General features: G+C 55.4%; 21 protein-coding genes and 1 other RNA gene. 16 read left to right on the forward strand and 6 right to left on the reverse strand.

All coding sequences use genetic code 11. The features are described from left to right. Positions 1-45: 45 nt before the first annotated feature. A complete protein-coding gene (locus tag RO22_RS08410) occupies positions 46-1,311 on the reverse strand; it encodes a Do family serine endopeptidase (RefSeq protein ID WP_022523923.1) in 1,266 nt (421 codons plus the stop codon). 128 nt (positions 1,312-1,439) lie between these two features. Here RO22_RS08410 and RO22_RS08415 point away from each other — a divergent pair, with 128 nt between their 5' ends. Then, the gene (locus tag RO22_RS08415) at positions 1,440-2,201 is read left to right on the forward strand and encodes a Nif3-like dinuclear metal center hexameric protein (protein ID WP_041158051.1); all 762 of its coding nucleotides are present in this window, start codon (positions 1,440-1,442) and stop codon (positions 2,199-2,201) included. A gap of 54 nt (positions 2,202-2,255) precedes the next feature. On the opposite strand, the gene RO22_RS08420 is transcribed toward RO22_RS08415, so the two are convergent. After that, positions 2,256-2,714, reverse strand: coding sequence for a YhcB family protein (locus RO22_RS08420; protein ID WP_027959091.1), 459 nt, complete (start codon positions 2,712-2,714; stop codon positions 2,256-2,258). A gap of 210 nt (positions 2,715-2,924) precedes the next feature. On the opposite strand from RO22_RS08420, the gene zapE reads away from it, so the two are divergent. From zapE to RO22_RS08460, 8 genes are all read left to right on the forward strand, one after another. Beyond that, positions 2,925-4,121, forward strand: coding sequence for a cell division protein ZapE (zapE, locus tag RO22_RS08425; RefSeq protein ID WP_041158052.1), 1,197 nt, complete (start codon positions 2,925-2,927; stop codon positions 4,119-4,121). A 184-nt stretch (positions 4,122-4,305) separates the two neighbouring features. Next, a complete protein-coding gene (gene rplM / locus RO22_RS08430) occupies positions 4,306-4,734 on the forward strand; it encodes a 50S ribosomal protein L13 (RefSeq protein WP_022523919.1) in 429 nt (142 codons plus the stop codon). A gap of 13 nt (positions 4,735-4,747) precedes the next feature. Then, positions 4,748-5,137, forward strand: a complete 390-nt coding sequence (rpsI, locus tag RO22_RS08435) for a 30S ribosomal protein S9 (protein WP_022523918.1) — start codon at positions 4,748-4,750, stop codon at positions 5,135-5,137. Positions 5,138-5,345: 208 nt separating this feature from the next. Beyond that, a complete protein-coding gene (gene petA / locus RO22_RS08440; protein WP_022523917.1) occupies positions 5,346-5,945 on the forward strand; it encodes a ubiquinol-cytochrome c reductase iron-sulfur subunit in 600 nt (199 codons plus the stop codon). Beyond that, positions 5,945-7,204, forward strand: coding sequence for a cytochrome b (locus tag RO22_RS08445; protein WP_009287783.1), 1,260 nt, complete (start codon positions 5,945-5,947; stop codon positions 7,202-7,204). The genes petA and RO22_RS08445 overlap by 1 nt, the downstream gene beginning before the upstream one ends. Continuing rightward, a complete protein-coding gene (locus RO22_RS08450) occupies positions 7,204-7,971 on the forward strand; it encodes a cytochrome c1 (protein ID WP_009287784.1) in 768 nt (255 codons plus the stop codon). The genes RO22_RS08445 and RO22_RS08450 overlap by 1 nt, the downstream gene beginning before the upstream one ends. A gap of 149 nt (positions 7,972-8,120) precedes the next feature. After that, positions 8,121-8,747 (forward strand): stringent starvation protein SspA, encoded by a 627-nt coding sequence (sspA, locus tag RO22_RS08455; protein ID WP_007114711.1) that lies wholly within the window; start codon positions 8,121-8,123, stop codon positions 8,745-8,747. A 66-nt stretch (positions 8,748-8,813) separates the two neighbouring features. Next, positions 8,814-9,320 (forward strand): ClpXP protease specificity-enhancing factor, encoded by a 507-nt coding sequence (locus RO22_RS08460; RefSeq protein WP_009287785.1) that lies wholly within the window; start codon positions 8,814-8,816, stop codon positions 9,318-9,320. Positions 9,321-9,408: 88 nt separating this feature from the next. On the opposite strand, the gene RO22_RS08465 is transcribed toward RO22_RS08460, so the two are convergent. The 4 genes from RO22_RS08465 to RO22_RS08480 form a co-directional block, all read right to left on the reverse strand. Next, complete coding sequence (locus tag RO22_RS08465; RefSeq protein ID WP_009286384.1) at positions 9,409-9,981, reverse strand: BON domain-containing protein; 573 nt, start codon at positions 9,979-9,981, stop codon at positions 9,409-9,411. Positions 9,982-10,045: 64 nt separating this feature from the next. Then, complete coding sequence (locus RO22_RS08470) at positions 10,046-10,636, reverse strand: phosphoheptose isomerase (RefSeq protein WP_007114714.1); 591 nt, start codon at positions 10,634-10,636, stop codon at positions 10,046-10,048. A gap of 86 nt (positions 10,637-10,722) precedes the next feature. Beyond that, positions 10,723-11,094, reverse strand: coding sequence for a YraN family protein (locus tag RO22_RS08475; protein WP_022523915.1), 372 nt, complete (start codon positions 11,092-11,094; stop codon positions 10,723-10,725). After that, complete coding sequence (locus RO22_RS08480; RefSeq protein ID WP_041158053.1) at positions 11,084-12,592, reverse strand: penicillin-binding protein activator; 1,509 nt, start codon at positions 12,590-12,592, stop codon at positions 11,084-11,086. Before RO22_RS08480 ends, RO22_RS08475 begins: the two co-directional genes overlap by 11 nt. 114 nt (positions 12,593-12,706) lie before the next feature. Between RO22_RS08480 and rsmI the strand changes: the two genes are divergently transcribed. The 7 genes from rsmI (at position 12,707) to RO22_RS08510 (ending at position 19,889) form a co-directional block, all read left to right on the forward strand. Further along, positions 12,707-13,564: a 16S rRNA (cytidine(1402)-2'-O)-methyltransferase gene (gene rsmI, locus RO22_RS08485; protein WP_041158054.1), complete on the forward strand. Its 858-nt coding sequence runs from the start codon at positions 12,707-12,709 to the stop codon at positions 13,562-13,564. Positions 13,565-13,596: 32 nt separating this feature from the next. Beyond that, positions 13,597-13,955: RNase P RNA component class A (gene rnpB / locus RO22_RS23835), an RNA gene on the forward strand. A gap of 67 nt (positions 13,956-14,022) precedes the next feature. Beyond that, complete coding sequence (rsmH, locus tag RO22_RS08490; protein ID WP_041158055.1) at positions 14,023-14,979, forward strand: 16S rRNA (cytosine(1402)-N(4))-methyltransferase RsmH; 957 nt, start codon at positions 14,023-14,025, stop codon at positions 14,977-14,979. An 8-nt stretch (positions 14,980-14,987) separates the two neighbouring features. Further along, positions 14,988-15,323 carry a cell division protein FtsL gene (gene ftsL / locus RO22_RS08495; protein ID WP_022523909.1) on the forward strand — a complete coding sequence of 112 codons (336 nt, stop codon included), beginning with the start codon at positions 14,988-14,990 and terminating at the stop codon, positions 15,321-15,323. Next, positions 15,320-17,026 carry a peptidoglycan D,D-transpeptidase FtsI family protein gene (locus tag RO22_RS08500; RefSeq protein WP_027959095.1) on the forward strand — a complete coding sequence of 569 codons (1,707 nt, stop codon included), beginning with the start codon at positions 15,320-15,322 and terminating at the stop codon, positions 17,024-17,026. The genes ftsL and RO22_RS08500 overlap by 4 nt, the downstream gene beginning before the upstream one ends. 17 nt (positions 17,027-17,043) lie before the next feature. Next, positions 17,044-18,537 (forward strand): UDP-N-acetylmuramoyl-L-alanyl-D-glutamate--2,6-diaminopimelate ligase, encoded by a 1,494-nt coding sequence (locus tag RO22_RS08505; protein ID WP_009286389.1) that lies wholly within the window; start codon positions 17,044-17,046, stop codon positions 18,535-18,537. Continuing rightward, positions 18,537-19,889: a UDP-N-acetylmuramoyl-tripeptide--D-alanyl-D-alanine ligase gene (locus RO22_RS08510; protein WP_009286390.1), complete on the forward strand. Its 1,353-nt coding sequence runs from the start codon at positions 18,537-18,539 to the stop codon at positions 19,887-19,889. The genes RO22_RS08505 and RO22_RS08510 overlap by 1 nt, the downstream gene beginning before the upstream one ends. Positions 19,890-19,900 lie beyond the last annotated feature (11 nt).

The following is a 19,900-nucleotide window of genomic DNA, read 5'->3' on the forward strand; positions in this document are numbered from 1 at the left end:
ACTGCCAATGCGCTTTGCGCTACGCCAGCGCGTTTTGTAAACAGGCTACGAGTCGCGTGGGCCAGGAGTCTCTTCATTAATTGGGATGGTAGGGAGTGGGCGTTCGCCCACTTCGAGGGTCATCTCCAGGCGCTCGCCGCTACGGACGATGGTGAGTGGTAGCGAGGTGCCGGGTGCGATAGAGGCGATTTCACTCATCGTGGTGCGGGCATCCAGAATAGGCTGGCCATTGACAGAGAGAAGCACATCGCCTGGCTCTAGCCCCGCTTCCGCGGCAGGCCCTCCGCTGACAACCCCCGCGACGATCACACCTTGGGGTGTTTGCAGTCCAAAAGAGGCTGCCAGTTCCCGTGATAGTGCTTGCGCTTCAATGCCTAACCAGCCACGAATTACCCGTCCTTGAGTGACCAGTTCATCCAGAATGCTGTGGGCAAGGTTGGCAGGAATGGCAAAGCCAATGCCTTGGGAGCCACCTGAGCGCGAGAAAATAGCCGTATTAATGCCGACCATGGCGCCCTCAGGATTGACCAGCGCGCCACCTGAGTTACCCGGGTTGATAGCCGCATCTGTTTGAATAAAGTCTTCATAGGCGTTTAGCCCTAAATGATTGCGCCCCGTGGCACTAATAATACCCATGGTGACCGTCTGACCGACACCAAAAGGGTTGCCAATAGCGAGCGCTACGTCGCCTACCGCTACGTCGGCTGAGTCTGTGAGTTCAATGACTGGCAAATCGTCCAGGTTAATTCTTAGCACGGCTAAATCACTTTCAGGATCTGTGCCGATCACCTCTGCCAGGGTTTCGCGTCCGTCGCGCAGAGCGACCTGGATTTCATCGGCGCCGTTGATGACGTGGTGATTGGTTAGTACGTAGCCGTCCTCACTGACTATAACGCCAGAGCCCAAGCTTGAGAGCATGCGTTGATGGGTCGTCGCGTCATCTCCCTGGTTATCAAAAAATTGCTGAAAAAATGGATCTGACATCAGTGGGTGCTGGTCGCGCTCAACGATGCGCGATGAGTAGATATTTACTACCGCCGGCGCGGCTTGCTCCACTGCCTGAGCATAGCTGACGGGGCCTTTGTTCCGGGAAAGCGGCGCTGCCTGATGAATTTCAGGCGCAGGGCGACTAGGGTTGGGTTCTACCACTTCTGGTGTCGTCGAGATGACCGGCGCGGCGACTTGGGGGGCTTGAGGCGACGAGTCACGAAACGGGTTGGGCAACTGCTCGGGGAGTGCGAAGAGAATCACCACCGCGAGCAGTACGCCAGTGATAACAGGCCAGAGATAAGGCAGCACGTAGCGTCGCATGCAATCAATTCCTTAACGGGTCAGTCTCGCTGTTCGCGATATAAAGCAGCGAGTTTTACAATGGTTTTATGGTAACACTTTCTTAGCAGCTACCTCACGGGTGCGGTTAAATCAATAAAGGACTCAATATGATTCATCGTGATCAACTAGTAGCGGCTTGTGACCATCAGTTACGTGCGGCAGAGTTTAAAGATTTTACCATTAATGGCTTACAGGTGGCGGGCAGTGAACACGTCAAGCGCATCATGACCGGTGTTACTGCCTGCCAAGCGCTGCTGGACGAAGCCGTTGCCTGGCAGGCAGATATGGTGCTGGTGCATCACGGTTACTTTTGGAAAAACGAGCCCGTGGCGATTACTGGTATGAAGCAGCGGCGGATTAAAACCCTGCTTGATCATGACATTAGTCTGTTAGCGTATCATCTGCCTCTGGATGCGCATGCCGAGATGGGCAATAACGCGGAGTTAGCCCGTCACTTGGGGTGGAAAGTAGAGGGGTGCATTGATGGCGCGCTGGGGGAAGGGCTTTTGTGGTCAGGCCGGTTACCTCAGCCGCATTCGGTCAGCGCCTTGGCAGCGCAAATAGCGCAAACCTTGCAGCGCGAGCCGTTGGTTATTGAGGCCCCGCAGGTGGGAGATATTGAGCGCATCGCCTGGTGTACCGGTGGTGCGCAGGACATGATCACCGACGCCTTTGAGGCGGGCGCACAGGCATTTGTATCGGGTGAGATATCAGAGCGAACCACTCACCTGGCGAGGGAAATGGGTATTCATTATATCGCCGCCGGGCATCATGCCACCGAGCGCTATGGAGTACAGGCGCTGGGCGAGTGGCTAAGCGATGAGTATGGCGTTGAGCACCGCTTTGTGGATATTGATAATCCCGCTTAACGCATTAAATGCCCCGGATCACCGATAACAGAAGCCGGGGCTGATCAATCATTATTAGTAGCGCGGCGGTTGGGGTGTTGCCGCCTCGTTGCTCTTCAAGCCAAAGTCTTCTGACAACGTGCCGCCCTTACCATCCGCGTAGTCACGTGGCGTCGCAGGGGTGCTGGCGTCTGCCGTCGTCTGCTGCTCGCGCGCTGGATCGATACCCGAGAGATCAAGGCTAGGCTGAATAGCAGCGTCGCGAATATCCCACTCCGCGGCGTCCTCTTTCAGTTGAAGCTCAAGCTGGTTGGCTTCATCGCGGATATTGCTTAGGCGTTGATAAATACCCGTTAAATGGCTGCCCACGCTGCTCTTCATCTCGGCAATCTGGTGCTCGCGTTCGAGTAGCTTTTGGCGCATGGAAGCCGCTTCACGCTGGCTTTTGCTGAAGAGGCGATAAGCAACCGCTCCAATGATCAGGCCGACGATAAAACCGATTATGGCAAACGTTAATGGTGAGCTCGCGTCCACAGTGTTCTCCCTGGCGCCTTGAATATAATGATTTAGAGGCTGCATATGCTAGCAGCTTAAGAATCAAACAGGCTGCCATTATAGGCGTCACTCAGCCGGTTGGGTCAATCCGCTCATGCGCTTAGATGTCTCTACAGGTATAATCACAACCTTTTCAAGGTTGCCAGTCATGTACTGGCGGCTGCCTTACATGCTGTGGGAGGCGAGTGCATGTCATCAACAACTGCGAGTAGGGCATCGTTAAAAACGCGCCCTGCATCGCCTATAGAGCGCTATCGGGCGGACTTAGAGCGCGATGATTTTCAATATGATGCAGCGCAGGAGTTGGCCGTAAAGCATCTACAGCGGCTCTATGATGAGCTTGTCGCTGCGCCAACAACCGTTCCCAAAGCTCTGGTTGCGAATAAGGGGCTCCATAAAGGGTTAAAAGCCAAGATGGCGGGTTTCATGGGCAAGAAATCCTCATTGGCTGATGAGCCTGTCTTGCCCGATATCCAAGGCCTCTATTTTTGGGGTGGGGTAGGGCGGGGCAAAACCTACTTGGTCGATACCTTTTATGAAGCCTTGCCCTTTCCCGACAAAATGCGTACCCATTTTCACCGCTTTATGCAGCGTGTCCATAACGAGCTGACCCACTATAAAGGTGAAAAGAATCCACTGACCCTAATCGCGGGTAAGTTTGCTACTGAGGCGCGGGTTATTTGCTTTGATGAATTTTTCGTCAAAGATATTACCGATGCGATGATTCTTGCCAACTTGCTAGAGGCGTTATTTGAGCGCGGAGTGGTATTAGTGGCGACCTCTAATATCGTACCTGATGATTTATATAAAGATGGCCTACAACGGGCGCGCTTTTTGCCAGCCATTGAGCTTGTGAATCGTCATTGTGAGGTGGTTAATGTCGATTCTGGGGTGGATTATCGACTGCGCGCATTGGAGCGTGCGGCCATCTTCTACTCGCCGCTGGATGAAGCGGCTGAGCGCGAACTATCGCGCAGCTTTCGGGAAATAGCCGGGCACGAAGGCGAGTCAGAGGCGTCGCTAGAGGTAAACCACCGTGTGTTGAAAACGCGTCGGCTGCATGATGATGTCGCTTGGTTTGAGTTTCTTGAGCTGTGTGACGGGCCGCGCAGTCAAAATGACTATATTGAACTGGCCAGGGAATTTCATACGGTGCTGGTTTCCAATGTGAGGCGTATGAATGCCAAGCAGGATGATCAGGCACGCCGCTTCATCAATATGGTCGATGAGTTTTATGATCGTGGCGTCAAACTACTGATGTCCGCGGAAGCGCCGATTGAAGAGCTGTATAGCGATGGCAAGCTAACGTTCGAGTTCCAGCGGACTTTGTCGCGCCTACAAGAGATGCAGTCCAAGGAGTACTTGGCGTTGGCGCATAAGCCTTAAAGCCTGACGGGATGTCGGCTCAGTAAAAAAGTCACGATACGGCTTAACTTGTCAGTAGCCTTACTGTAGAATGCCGCCTCGCTGCATGTTGCTGGGTTAAACCAGCAACCAAAAAGAATAGGGATGGTGCTTCGCCGTACAACGGTGTAAGTCACCCAATACATTTAATCTGGTGATTTCATCCATGAAGACGTTCAGTGCTAAGCCGCAGTCCGTCCAGCGCGACTGGTATGTAGTCGACGCTACGGACAAAACGCTCGGTCGTCTGGCAACCGAGATTGCTCGCCGCCTACGTGGCAAGCATAAGCCCGAATTTACCCCTCACGTTGATACTGGCGACTACATCGTCGTGATCAACGCAGAGAAAGTCCACGTAACTGGTAATAAGGCGAAGGCTAAAACCTATTACCGCCACACTGGTTACCCGGGCGGTCTGCGCTCTATGACATTCGACAAAATGCTTGATCATGCGCCCGAGCGTATCATTGAGTCTGCCGTTAAAGGTATGTTGCCGAAAGGTCCCTTGGGCCGTGCCATGTACACGAAGTTGAAAGTGTACGCTGGCGACGAGCATCCGCATGCTGCCCAACAGCCGCTTGAACTGAACCTCTGAGGAAATCTTCGCCATGACACAGCAGTATTACGGTACCGGGCGCCGCAAGACTTCCACCGCTCGCGTGTTTATGAAGCCGGGCTCTGGCAAAATTACTGTCAACAACCAAGACCTTGACCTCTACTTTGGTCGTGTTACCGGTCGTATGGTTGTTCGCCAGCCGCTTGAATTGACTGAAACCCTGAACCAGTTTGACATCTTCGTGACTGTCGCTGGTGGTGGTGGTTCTTCTCAAGCTGGTGCGATCCGTCACGGCATTACACGTGCCCTGATGAACTACAATGAAGACCTGCGTCCTTCGCTACGTGCCGCTGGCTACGTAACGCGTGATGCACGTCAAGTTGAACGTAAGAAAGTCGGTCTGCGCAAAGCGCGTCGTCGTCCGCAGTTCTCGAAGCGTTAATTTTTACGCTATGCGGAAAAACGCCCAGGTCATCGACCTGGGCGTTTTTTATTGGAATATCAAAAAATTATATTGCTCGTACCACTATGGTCACGAGCGGTTGTTCTTGTGCACAGCGCTTTGTTTTTTTACCATAGAGCGTAATTAATATTCGTCGCCGCAAGACGCCTTTGTGGCGGAACGGGTAAGCTGATGGGAGAAACCTGAAATGGCAGATAACGGCGTAAACAAAGGCCGACGCCGTTTCCTCGTAGGCGCCACCTCCGTTGTGGGTGCGGTAGGTGCTGTCGGGGTAGCGGTACCCTTTGTGGCTTCTTGGCAGCCTAGTGCCAAAGCAAGAGCGGCGGGTGCTCCCGTTCAAGCAGATATTTCCAAGCTTGAGCCTGGGCAGCGTATGACCGTTGAGTGGCGTGGTCGGCCAATATGGATCATTAATCGCACGCCGGAAATGATCGAGCGTACTGAGTCGCTGAGCGGTGAGCAACTGGCCGATCCGGATTCGGAAGAGCCACAACAGCCCGCTTATATCGAGGGTGGATTGCGCTCTATCAAGCCCGAGATTGGGGTGTTGATCGGTATTTGTACTCACCTAGGCTGTTCGCCGTTATTCCGGCCTGAACCCGACGCAGAGGGCGTAGGCGTTGATAACTGGCCGGGTGGTTTCTTCTGCCCATGCCACGGTTCCCGCTTTGATTTGGCTGGTCGCGTATTTAACAACGTTCCTGCGCCGACCAATCTTGAGGTTCCACCCTACCGCTTTGAGAATGACGATATCATTATCGTCGGCGAAGATGAGGAGACTGCCTAATGGGTAATCCGAATAAAGCCAAGGCGGAAAAAGGCCTCATGCGTTGGGTGGATGATCGCTTCCCTGCTACTCAGATGTGGCAAGAGCACCTCTCCAAATATTACGCGCCGAAAAACTTCAATTTCTGGTACTTCTTTGGCTCGTTAGCGCTGCTGGCGCTGGTCAACCAAATCCTCACCGGGGTTTGGTTGACCATGAGCTTTAACCCCTCAGCTGAAGGTGCCTTCGATTCCGTCGAATACATCATGCGTGATGTGGAATGGGGGTGGTTGATTCGCTATATGCACACCACGGGGGCCTCCGCCTTCTTCCTCGTTGTCTATCTGCATATGTTCCGTGGCCTTTTGTACGGTTCTTATAAAGCCCCGCGCGAGTTAGTGTGGGTCTTCGGCATGACTATTTACCTGGTGCTAATGGCGGAAGCCTTTATGGGTTATCTGCTGCCGTGGGGGCAAATGTCCTACTGGGGTGCGCAGGTGATTATCTCGCTGTTCTCAGCGATTCCGGCGATCGGCCCTGACCTGGCACAGTGGGTGCGTGGTGACTTCCTGATTTCAGGCATTACCCTAAACCGCTTCTTTGCACTGCATGTGGTTGCGCTGCCAATCGTTATTCTGGCACTGGTTGTGCTGCACATCATTGCTTTGCATGAGGTGGGCTCGAATAACCCGGACGGCATTGATATCAAGCAGAAGAAGGATGAGGCTGGTGTGCCGTTGGATGGAATTCCTTTCCACCCTTACTACACGGTGAAAGACCTTGTCGGTGTGGCAGTGTTCCTTTTCGTTTTCTGCGTAGTGGTGTTCTACTTCCCCGAAGGTGGTGGCTACTTTATTGAGCGGCCTAACTTTGATCAGGCGAACCCGCTGCAGACACCAGATCACATTGCCCCCGTTTGGTATATGACACCGTTCTACGCCATTCTCCGCGCCATTACCTTCTCGGTCTTTGGTTTAGACGCCAAGTTCCTAGGGGTTATCTTTATGGGCGCGGCGATTGCAATCCTGTTTGTTCTGCCCTGGCTGGATCGTAGCCCCGTGCGCTCTATGCGTTACAAAGGCTGGATGTCGAAAGTCATGCTGCTGCTGTTTGCTATCAGTTTTGTCATCCTGGGTGTTTTAGGTGTGTTGCCATCGACAGAGGGTAGAACACTGCTAGCCCAGGCGTGCACCGTGATCTATTTCGCCTTCTTTGTCTTGATGCCGTTCTACACCAAGCTGGAGAAGACTAAACCCGTTCCGGAAAGGGTGACTGGCTAATGAAAAAGTATCTATTTGGACTCCTTTTCGCCTTAGTGCCAGTAACCGCGATGGCTGCGGGGGGCGCAAGTGTGCCTCACTCGATGGATCCTGATCTGCATGATCAGGCCTCGTTGCAAAATGGCATGAAGCTCTATGTTAACTACTGCATGGGCTGTCACTCGCTTAACTATCAACGCTTTTCGCGTGCGGCAGACGACTTGGGGATGCCTCAGGATTTGGTTGAAGAGAATTTGATTTTCTCGTCAGATTTGGCTTACAACGATCAAATGCATAACGCCATGAACAGCGGTGATGCGGAGGGTTGGTTTGGTGCGCCGCCGCCCGACCTGTCGCTCAAGACGCGTGTGCGTGGGACCGATTGGATTTACTCTTATTTGCTCGGTTTCTACAAAGATCCTAGCCGTCCCACGGGCGTTAACAATACGGTGTTTGACCTAGTGGCAATGCCGAACGTGTTAGAGCCTCTGCAGGGCGTGCAAGAGCTGGTATGTGCTGAAACCGATCACCCGGTAGAAGGGCAAGAACCGGATGCGTTATCGGGCAAGTATCAGTCTTGTAACGTGCTGCAAGTGACCGAGCCGGGGGAGCTCGAACCTGCGGAATTTGAGGAGGCGATGTATGATCTTACTAACTTCCTGGCTTATGTAGGTGAGCCCTCCAAGCTTCAAGCACAGGCGCTGGCACCTAAAGTACTGATCTTTATTTTCATTTTTGGTGTGATTGCTTACCTGCTCAAGCGCGAGTACTGGCGAGATATCCACTAATTAGCAGTAGCTGATGGTCAGTGGGGCGCACGGCGTAAGTCGTGCGCCTTTTGCTTGTCAGCATGGCAGTAAAGCAAAGCAAGCTGGCTTCCCCTAAGGTAGCGCTGGCGTGTTATTATCCAAGATTGTTTTGATGTGAGGATGCTTTCATGGGTGTTGTGGCCAAACGGTCGTCGATGATCTTTTACTCAGGCAGTGATGATCATTTCAGTCATCGTGTGCGCATTGTGCTGGCCGAGAAGGGGGTTGCCGTCGACATCGTCGATGTACTCGACGAAAAACCACCGGAAGAGCTGGCAGACCTCAATCCGTACAACAGCGTACCGACGCTGTTAGATCGTGACTTGGTGCTGTATGAGTCCAAAGTTATGATGGAGTATCTGGATGAGCGTTTCCCGCATCCTCCGCTATTGCCTGTTTATCCAGTAGCGCGTGCGCAAAGCCGCCTATGGATGCACCGCATTGAGCGCGAGTGGTGCCCAATGGTCGACCTGATTCGCAGTGGTGGAAAGAAAGAGGCAGATAAAGCGCGTAAAGAGTTGCGTGAAAGTCTGATCGGCATATCGCCAATTTTCGAGGATATGCCTTACTTCATGAGCGAAGAGTTTACGCTGGTGGATTGTTGTTTAGCGCCTGTATTGTGGCGTTTGCCGGAACTCAATATCGAATTGCCCGAGAAGCAGGTTAAGCCGCTGCTGTCCTACATGTCGCGAGTATTCGAGCGTGAAGCGTTCAAGGCATCTTTAAGTGAGCGTGAAAAAGAGATGCGCGCTTGAATTCATTTGGCTCCTTTGTGCTTGATAAGGGCAGGGAGCCTTTCTTGTAAGGAGGAGGGAGTCTAGATGAAATCGAGTCGCCCCTATCTCGCCCGAGCACTCTATGAGTGGTTGCTGGATAATGAGCTAACGCCTTACCTGGTGGTTGATGCTACCTTGCCTGGCGTTGAGGTGCCCCGTCAGTTTGTTCAAAACGGTCAGATCGTTTTGAACGTGGCGCCGACTGCAGTACGTGATCTTTTTATGGAGAATCAGGCGATAGGCTTTAATGCGCGCTTTGGCGGGCAGCCTATGCAGGTAATGATACCGACTCCGGCCTTAATCGCTATTTACGCCCGTGAGAACGGTGCAGGAATGGTCTTTGGTCATGAGCCTGAGCTAGGTGATGGAGCCGACTCTTTTGGCGCTATTGAGGACGAAGAGAAGCCCTCTAGTAAGCCTGAGCTGTCGATCACAGAGCCCGTCTCCGAAAAGAGTGACAGTGACTCAACGGCGTCAGCGGATACGTCTGAAAAAGAGTCTCAAGCTAAGAGCAAGACGAAGAAAAAACCCACCCTGCGGGTCGTTAAATAACACCCTGGGGTGTGCCGCCCACAAAAAAGCCTCGCTTATTAAGCGAGGCTTTTTTGTGGCTGCTAAAACGCAATGGGAAAACAGTGGATTAGTCTAGGTAATCAAATACTTTTACGATTCGTTGTACACCACCAACCGAGGAAGCGGCATTGACGATACGGTCAGCCTCTTCCCGGGTCACGCGGCCCATCAGATATACGCTGGCATTTTCGGTGGTGACTTTGATTTTTGAAGAGTCGATGCGGTCGTTGGTTGCCAGGTGGCTGACGACATTCGTGGTGAGCCATGTGTCGGTCAGGCGCTGGCTGGCCGGTAGGCGAGCGGCGATGGTGAGTTCGTTGTGGACGTCAGTAACACCGCGTAGGTTGCTGGTAACTTCACCCGCCATATCGCGAAGCTCTTCACTGGGTACTTGGCCCACCAGGAGCACAACGCCGTTATAACTGTGGGCACGAATGCGGGCATCGCCTAGCCGGGCGTCAGCACGCTTTAACGCGTCATCAACTTCACGCTCAATGGTGGTGTCGATGGCTTCAACATCGTCGCTACGCTGAGCATAGTTGGACTGATTGGAGGCTGAGTTGTTAGCGCAGCCGGTAATGAAGAGTGCCGCGCAAAGCGCAACGGCCATGAAGCCGCGGGGGGAGAGGCGTTGGGTCATCGTATGACTCCTTTGATGCTAGCAGTTAAAGACATCGTGGTTGTTAACACAGTACAAATGGCGACTAAGCGCTGCCAAACAACTGTTCATCGATAAGATCGCATAAACAGTGAATCACCAGCAGGTGAACTTCCTGGATGCGGGCCGTTGATGTCGCCGGGACGCGAATCTCGCAGTCATCCTGGCCTAACAGTGACGCCATATCGCCACCGTCGCGGCCGGTAAGGGCAACTACGGTCATATCGCGATCATGGGCGGCTTGAATGGCCTGCACAATATTGCCCGAATTGCCACTGGTGGAGATAGCTAAGAGTACATCACCGGGCTGCCCGAGGGCGCGAATCTGCTTTGAAAACACCTCGTTGTAGCTATAGTCGTTTGCGATTGAAGTGAGCGTGGACGTATCAGTGGTGAGTGCCAGTGCGGGTAGGCTAGGTCGTTCTCGCTCAAAGCGGTTGAGCAGTTCAGAGGAGAAGTGTTGGCTGTCACCAGCGCTGCCGCCATTGCCGCAGGCAAGAATTTTTCCTTCGCTGACAAGGCACTGCACCATCATTTGGCTAGCCACTTCAATGAACGGCGGAAGTACTTCGCTGGCGTACGTCTTGGTGTCGATGCTAGCGTTGAAGTGGCCGAGTATCCGAGATTGAAAGTCCATCAGGGCTTCCTGGTTGAATAGTGATAAAGAGTGTTTTTTAAAGACCGTTTTTAAAGCCAGTTTATACAAACAGCTTTAAAAAACAGTCAAAAGGCATCAAAGGCAGCTTTTACCCAGTGAAACTCCAGGTTGGGCGGCTTACCCGTTATGGCCAGGATATCAAAGCGGCAGGGTGAAGAAAGCCCGCCGCGGGCGATATAAAGCCGTGCTGCACGCACCAGGCGCTGTTGCTTCTGATAGGTGACGGTTTCCAGCGGGTGGCCGTAGCGCGTCGTGGTGCGGTGTTTGACTTCAACAAAGACGAGAATATCGCCATCGCGCATTACCAAGTCAAGCTCACCCCCTTTTACGTAATGATTCTGCGTGACAAGGGTGAGCCCCTGTTGGCGCAGCCATTGAGCGGCAAGCTGCTCAATGGCTGCGCCGCGGGCACGGGCAGTATGGGCGTTAGTCGTCACTTTCGATCAGGTTAGGAATTAAAATAGGTGATGGAACGCCATTCTGGAATTTAGCCCAGGGCAGCTCGCGGTAGATGCGGCCATCGTCGCTTAAGTAGAGAGTGCCGGTGCTGCCATGAAGGCCGTTCAGCTCGCCAAGGTTGGAAAAGCGGATAGCCAGCTCGTATGCATCAACGCCCATTGCCATCAGGCGGAACATGGAAGCGTCTGATTCATCCCGCAGGCTTTGGTAGGTAGATGCAAAGGGCAGAGCCTCTTCGCCACCAACGGCGGCGTCGGGGATTTGCCAGGGGATATCAACGAACATGACATCGTTTAGATCTTGATCGAGGCGAGTCTGCAAGCGTCCTTCATGCAAGTGTGAGGTGGCATAGATTGGCAGGTTGGGAGCGTAGTAGTAATCCATAGTCGGCGGTACCTGGCGCGCATACTCGGGCAGCGCGAGCAGGAATAGGGCGTCAATATTGCCTAGGCGCGCGCGATCACCGCTAACACTGAGCGCGGTTTGTACGGCATTGGAGACCGAGCTATCCGGGTTATAGCGCACGGCGTTGGTGATTTCGCCACCCTGGCTATGCCACTCATTCCAGAAGGCTTCGCCTACGCGTCGGCCCCAGCCGTTATCCGGAACCATCATGGACATTTGGCGGTGCCCGTCCTGCCAGGCGCGGCGGGCAACTTGGCGTGCTTCGTCTTCAGCTGAAAGGCCGTACTGGAAGAGTCGCTGGGCTTGATTGTTATCACCGCTGCCATAGTTGAGTGCCAGTGTAGGGAGCGGCACGCTATCGCGCTGTTCTAGCTGGGTAACTCGATCCTTATCCAGCGGGCCAATAATTAACTGTGCATTCATTTGTTGGGCGCGGTCATAGAGCTCATCCATCGAGTAGCGCGAGGTATCCAGGAAGCTCAGCTCGACGTTGCTGCCCTTGGCGTCATGGTGCTGCCGCATAGCCGAAGCGATAGTATTGGCGACGCTGCTAAGCGGGCCTGATTCGGGCAGTGCTACCACGATGCGGCGTATTTCCTGACCCTCAAGCTCTGGCAGCGCAACGCTCACTGCACCGCTGGGCTGATCAAGGGCCTCGCGGGCCCATCGCTGGCGCTCTTCAAGTCGCTCCTGCTGGTTGGCCTGCATCGGCAGCTCGTCGCCGAGTACCTGAGTGGCGCGCAGCACGGCACGGGGTTCATTCAACGCGCGGGCAAGCTCGGAAAATAGCAGTGCCCAGCGTACCCGGTCGGGTTCTGAGAGCAAGCTTTCATCAATCCCATCGGCGGTTTCGAAGGCTCTGTCGCGCTCACCTTGACGGGCCAGAATATTAGCCGCTTCCAGGCGTGTTTTTGCGGCTTGCTCTGGCGCTTGCTGTTCCGCTTGGCTGAGTAGCTGGCCAGGGTTTTCATCGGGCACTCGATCTACCACGCTAGGCGATTGCATCGCACAGCCAGCAACGAGAAATGCCACAAGGGCAACGGCGAGTAAGCCACGTAATGACTGTTTCATGTATCCTTCCTTAGGTTTCCATTTGCGCTGTCGCTGCTTGTCAGCGATTGACCAAGCCACTGCACAAGCATAGCGCACCAGCAGGGCAAGCCATCAACGAATTGAGAGTCAACAATGACAGACGATAATCCGGGCACATTGTACGTGGTTGCCACGCCAATTGGGAATTTGGATGACTTAACCGCGCGTGCCGCTCGGGTGCTGGGCCAAGTGACACGAATTGCCGCTGAAGATACTCGCCATAGTGGCCGCCTGTTGGCGCACTTGGGGCTAAACAAGCCCATGCTCTCTTTACATGAGCACAACGAGGTGCGCCGGGTAGAGGCTTTGGATAGTTATCTCGCCGCAGGTGAAGATATCGCCCTGATCAGTGACGCCGGCACACCGTTGATTAGCGATCCCGGCTTTGTGCTGGTACGTGAACTGAGGGCGCGCAATCGCCATATTGTGCCTATCCCCGGCCCCTGTGCGCTGATTACTGCGCTGTCAGGGGCAGGCCTGCCAACAGACCGCTTTGTGTTTGCCGGTTTTCTGCCTGCCAAGCCAGGCGCACGACGCCAAGCATTGGAGAGTTGGAAAACCCGCGAAGAGACGCTGGTGTTTTATGAATCTCCCCACCGTATCGTGCATACCCTTGAAGCGTTACAGGCGCAAATGGCGGATCGCGATGTGGTATTGGCGCGTGAGCTCACTAAAACCTTCGAAACGTTTTTGCACGGTACGCCTGCATCGTTACTGGAGCAATTGACTGTCGACCCTAATCAAGCCCGCGGCGAATTCGTGGTGATTGTTGCCGGGGCTCCGCCGGTTGAGCAGAGTGAACATCAGGATATATCAGCGGACGCCTTGCTGGAGGCACTGCTGGCAGAGGGGGTTGGCGTGAAACAGGGCGCTGCAATTGCCGCGCGAATGCTTGGTGGTCGTAAGCAAGTCTGGTACGCGCGTTTGCAAGCAATCAAAGGTGAGCATTGAGGCAAGTCGAGGGCGCTGGTATGCTTGCCGCCGGAGTTGGCCAGACAGTCGCCGCTAATACCCCTTAAAAGGTGTTGGGGGAGGAAAGTCCGGGCTCCATAGGGCAGAGTGCCAGGTAACGCCTGGGCGGCGTGAGCCGACGGAAAGTGCAGCAGAGAGTAGACCGCCTAAGCCTTTCGGGGCCGGTAAGGGTGAAAGGGTGCGGTAAGAGCGCACCGCGCGCCTGGTAACAGTGCGTGGCATGGTAAACCCCACTCGGAGCAAGACCAAATAGGGATCCAATGGCGTGGCCCGCGCTGGATCCGGGTAGGTTGCTTGAGCGCTGTGGTAACGCAGCGCCTAGAGGAATGGCTGTCCACGACAGAACCCGGCTTATCGGCCGACTCCCCCACTTACGTACCAGAGCGTGTCCGCACGCTCTTTATTACGCTGTCACTATCATTTTGTGTGAGAAAAACATGCCTTCTCCTGACGCTGAACAGGTTGCTAACTGCTTTCGCCATACCAGCGTACTACTGGAAGGTGCTGTCGATACTCTGGTGCACGATGCGCGAGGCGTCTATTTAGATGGCACCTTTGGGAGGGGCGGTCACTCACGCTTGATCCTTGATCGTCTGGATGCTCAGGGCCAGCTGCTTGCGATGGATCGCGATCCCCAAGCGATTGCCGCGGCCGCTGACATAGACGATCCACGCTTTCAGATTGCCCAGCGAGAATTTGCTCAGCTCGCCGAGTTTGCCCGTGAACAGGGCGTATTTGGCAAGCTTTCCGGTGTGTTACTCGATGTTGGCGTGTCGTCGCCTCAACTAGATGACCCCGAGCGCGGCTTCAGCTTTATGCGCGATGGCCCGCTAGATATGCGTATGGATCCTACCCAAGGGCAAAGTGTGGCTGATTTCCTGGCCCGGGCCAGTGAAGCAGACATTGCCTACGTGTTTAAAACCTACGGCGAAGAGCGCTATGCCAAACGTTTGGCCCGCGCTGTGGTCACTCGCCGGGTCGAGAAGCCGTTTACCCACACGGTGGATTTGGCCGAGGTATTAAAAGTAGCCCACCCCGCCTGGGAAAAGGGACGCCATCCTGCCACCAAAGCGTTTCAAGGGCTGCGTATTTTCGTCAACGGCGAGCTGGAGCAGTTAGACAGTGCTTTAGACGCCGCGCTAGAGGCGCTGGCACCTGGTGGTCACTTAGTGGTTATCAGCTTTCACTCGTTGGAAGATCGTCGCGTGAAGCGCTTTATTCGCCACCATGTCCGCGGCGATACCGACTTGCCGCGAGGGGTGCCGATTCGCGATGATCAAATGAATCGGCGTCTTGAAGCGCTAGGCAAAGGTGTGCGGCCAAGCGAGGAGGAAGTGGATGCCAATCCCCGCGCACGTAGTGCCGTCATGCGGGCTGCACGCAAACGGATGTAAATGTCATCATGAGCATGGATCGGATTGAGCAGTGGGCAACCACGCTACGCACCGAATGGCCTTTCAGGCTGCGTTTACGCGCCTGGCCGGTAGCTATTACGCTACTCTTTCTACTCTGCATGGCCTCCGGGCTGGGCGTGGTTGTCACTACCCATATGACGCGGGTTCAATTTGCTCAGCTGCAACAGCTGGAGCAAGAAGAGAACCAGCTGCAAACGGAGTGGGGACAACTGCTGCTCGAGGAGGGCGCATGGTCGACACCTGCCCGTATTGAACAAATTGCCACTGATCGCCTGGGTATGCGAATCCCCGATGTCCATGATGTTGAGGTGATTCGACCATGAGAAGCGAACGTCGAGGCGGTACCTCGCGTCAGGCGCCGATTGCCCCTCCGCTCGGCAGCGGGCGGTTCATGTTTATTCTGCTTGCGATTGGCTTGGCATCGGCTATTTTGATTGGTCGGATTACCTTGCTGCAGGTCATTGACCGTCCCTTTCTGCAAAGCCAGGGCGACGCGCGTACTCTTCGTCACGAAACTATCCCCGCCCACCGCGGCATGATTACAGACCGCAATGGCGAACCGTTGGCGATTTCCACTCCAGTGGTCACCCTCTGGGCCAATCCGCAAGAACTGCCCGACGATGCTATACAGCGTGTAATGCTGGCCCAGGCGCTGGGTATGACGCTGGGTGACTTTGAGGCGCGGGTAGCGCGCTTCAGCGAGCATGAGTTCATGTATTTACGTCGTCAGATGACCCCCGCGGCGGCCCAGCAGATTCTAAACCTGCGCACGCCCGGCGTTTACCCGCAGCGTGAATATAAACGCTACTATCCCGCTGGCGAGGTCGCCGCCCAACTGCTGGGAGTAACCAACGTTGACGATGTCGGTCAGGAAGGCCTGGAGCTTGCTTATCAGCCTTACCTGGCGGGGCGACCTGGTCAGCGGCGGGTCATTAAAGATCGCCGCGGGCGCCTGGTGCGTGAGCTGGGCGTTATTGACGAAGCCCAGCCGGGGGGCGAACTGACCCTCTCTATTGATCAACGCATTCAATATATGGCTTACCGGGAGCTGCGCGCCGCGGTGGTTGAGAATGAGGCCGATGGCGGCGTGCTGGTGATGATGGATGCCCGTACGGGAGAGGTGTTGGCTATGGCTAACTTGCCCTCCTACAACCCTAACAACCGAGCGGGGCTTGATCCGCGTGGATTACGTAACCAGGCGTTGGTCGATGTATTTGAGCCCGGTTCGGTGATGAAGCCGCTGGCCATGGCTGCCGTGTTAGAGAGTGGCGTGGTGGACCGCGACGCTGTGGTCGATACCTCGCCCGGTTGGATGCGATTGGATCAGTTCACCATTCGCGATTTCCGTAATTATGGCGAACTGGATTTGGCTGGCATTCTGGAACACTCTTCGAATGTGGGGATGTCCCGACTAGCGCTGCGGTTGAGCGATACGGCGATTTGGGAAAAGTATAACCAGTTAGGGCTGGGGCAGGCACCCGGAACCGGTTTTCCTGGCGAGTCCACTGGCAGCTTACCGGCGCCGGTTCGCTGGTCGCGCAGCGAGCGGGCGACGCTCTCCTACGGTTACGGCCTATCCGTGTCAGCGGTGCAGTTGGCGAGTGCTTACACGGCGCTAGCCAATGATGGCGTGCGTTTGCCGCCTTCGCTGTTACGCCTTTCTGAGCCACCCCAAGGCATCCCCGCGATAGAGCCCACGGTTGCCAATGACCTGTTGCGAATACTGGAAACTTCCGTTGCGGCCTATACCGGCGGGCGGCGAGCTCGTGTCGAGGGTTATCGTGTTGGCGGAAAAACGGGCACGGTGCGCAAAATAGGCCAGCAGGGCTATACCACCGATGCCTACCGCAGCGTTTTTGCCGGTATTGCGCCTATTTCCGACCCGCGTATTGTCACAGTGGTAATGATTGATCACCCCAAAGCAGGCGAATTTTATGGCGGCGCTGTTGCCGCACCGGTTTTTTCCAGCGTGACGGGGAATGCTTTACGCTTGCTGGACGTCCCGCCGGATCACGAGGCGGAGTAGTTTTTTAAGGAGATGGCATGACGCTGAGTCCAGGCGAAATATTAACGGCGCTCGCGAAAGTATGGCCCAAGTCACCACTGCCCGCTGACCTGCCCAAGCTGCCGGATCAGGTGCGCATTGAAATGAACTCGCGCAAGCTTGCCAAGGGCGACATTTTTGTGGCCGTGCCTGGTAGCCAGCGTGACGGACGCGATTTCATCGAGCAAGCCCTTGAGGCTGGGGCTTCGCTTGTTTTAGCGCAGGGGTCTCACGGCGATGTACAGCTTGAGGGGCGGGTGTTGAAGCTACCGCATTTGTCGTCGCGCTTAGGCGAGCTAGGTAGGGCACTGTACCAGGTGCCTAGTGATCTGGAAGTCATTGCGGTGACCGGTACCAATGGTAAAAGCTCTGTTACTCACTATATTGCTGCCCTCAGCGAAGCGTTGGGAACACCTGCGGGTCTTGTCGGCACCTTAGGCGTGGGGCGTCCTGGCGAACTGAGCGATAGTGGCTTAACCACACCTGGCCCCTTGGCGCTGCAGGCGACGCTGGGTGAATTGGCCCAACAGGGGGTGAAGCGCGTTGCCCTCGAAGCCTCTTCCCACGCTCTGGATCAGTACCGGTTGGAAGCGGTCAACGTTAGTGTAGGGGTGTTTACCAATCTGACCCGCGACCATTTAGATTATCACGGCAGCATGGCGGCCTATGCGGCCTCGAAAGCCAAGCTGTTTCGCCGTTCTGAGCTTAGCTTGGCGGTGGTGAATGGTGATGACCCTTTGGCGCGCTTAATGCTGGCTGGTTCTAGTAGCCGCGTACGTGTGCTGGCCACTGGGCAAGACGAGGCCGTTACGCTGCGGGTGCTGGACTGGCAGGCGTTCGAGCAGGGGCAGCAGGCGATGATTGCGACCCCCGATGGCGAGAAAATGCTGCGCTTAACGTTAATGGGGCGCTTTAATTTAGATAACGTCCTGCTAGCGATGGCTGTGCTGTATGGGTTAGGTGAATCCCTCGATGCGCTGTTTGATGCAGCGACAACACTTTCTCCGGTGCCGGGGCGTATGGAGCGTTATGGCGATGTGGACGCCCCCAGTGTGGTCGTGGACTATGCCCACACACCGGATGCCCTACAGAGTGCCCTTCAGGCGCTACGTGCTCACTTGGGGGACGCGGGTAAATTGTGGTGTGTGTTTGGCTGCGGCGGGGAGCGTGATACGGGTAAGCGAGCCGAGATGGCCCGGGTCGCCGAGCAGTTGGCAGATCGCATCGTTGTCACTGACGATAATCCGCGGAATGAATCCGCCGCGCAAATCCGTGAGCAGATTCTGACCGGGTTCTCAACCGCTGTGCAGCCGATTGAAATTGCTGAGCGTCGCGAGGCCGTAGTAGCGGCTATTCAACAAGCTGGCGCCCAGGATGTGGTGCTGATCGCCGGGAAAGGGCATGAGGCGTATCAGGAGATACAGGGGGTGCGCCATCCTTACGCCGATAGCGAAGAGATTCAACGCGCTTTTGCTCAGCGGAGAGCGCAGTAATGCATTGGGCTCTTGGTCAAGTGGCCGCCGCGCTCGGCATCGAAGCGCCATCAGGCAGTGCACAGTTAATCATTCACTCGGTTGTTACCGATAGCCGTAAAATTGAGCCTGGCTGCCTGTTTGTCGCGTTAAAAGGCGTCAATTTTGATGGCCACGATTTTGTCGAGCGTGCCCATGCGCTTGGCGCGGCAGCGGCGTTGGTCGACGCACCTGTTGCTAGCGACTTACCCCAATTGGTGTGTCCCGATACGCGCTTAGCCCTGGGATTGCTAGCCGGTGCACATCGGCGCGCATGGCACGGGCCCTTGGTAGCGGTCACCGGCAATAGTGGTAAAACCACGGTTAAGGAGATGTGCGCGGCACTGCTAAGGCCTTTGGGCGAGGTGTTAGCGACCGAGGGGAATCTGAACAATGATTTCGGTGCGCCGCTGACCTTATTGCGATTGCGCCAACAGCACAAAGTCGCCGTGATAGAGTTAGGCGCTAATCATCTGGGTGAAATCGCCTGGACGGCGCCGCTGGCACAGCCCGATATTGCGATTATCACCAATGTCACCGGCGCCCATGTGGGTGAGTTTGGCGGCATGGGGCAGATCGCCCAGGCGAAAAGTGAACTGCTCGCCGGGCTAAGCGAGCAGGGTACGGCCATATTGAACCGCGATGATCGCTACTACTCCTTTTGGGCTTCGCGTGCGGCCCCAAGGCGAGTGGTTAGCTTTGGCTTTCATCCCCAGGCAGATGTCAGCGCCTCAGCGCTTTCCTGTGATCCTCAAGGGCGGTATGCTTTCACGCTACTGCAGCATGGTCAGGCGCTGGGCCAAGTGCGTTTACCGCTACTTGGCAAGCATAATGTCAGCAATGCCTTAGCTGCGGCTGCCGCGGCATTAGCGCTGGGCGTGCCGCCAGAGCAGATCATTACGCGCGTGGGTGCATTGCAAGCGCTAGCGGGTAGACTAACCGTAGTGCCCGGTTTGCGGGGGGGCAAGCTACTGGATGATACTTACAATGCCAACCCCGGGGCGGTCAAAGCCGCTCTGGATACGCTGGCAAGTTTCCCGGCTCCACGCTGGTGTGCATTGGGCGTAATGGGCGAGCTGGGAGACGAGTCGGCAGCGCTGCATGCGGACATTGGCCGTTACGCTGCAGAGCTTGGCATTGATCAGCTGTTGACGCTGGGCGACGCGGCACGCGCTGCCAGCGAGGCCTTTGGTCGTGGGCTGCATTTTAACGATCACGAGGCGCTAACGCGTCATGTCACTAATACTTTGCCGCCGGACACCACCTTGCTGGTGAAAGGGTCGCGCAGTGCGGGCATGGAACATGTCATTAATGCACTGCGTTCGGATAAATAAGGTAAACGCCG

Source organism: Halomonas sp. KHS3 (assembly GCF_000830495.1).
GTDB classification, from domain to species: domain Bacteria; phylum Pseudomonadota; class Gammaproteobacteria; order Pseudomonadales; family Halomonadaceae; genus Vreelandella; species Vreelandella titanicae.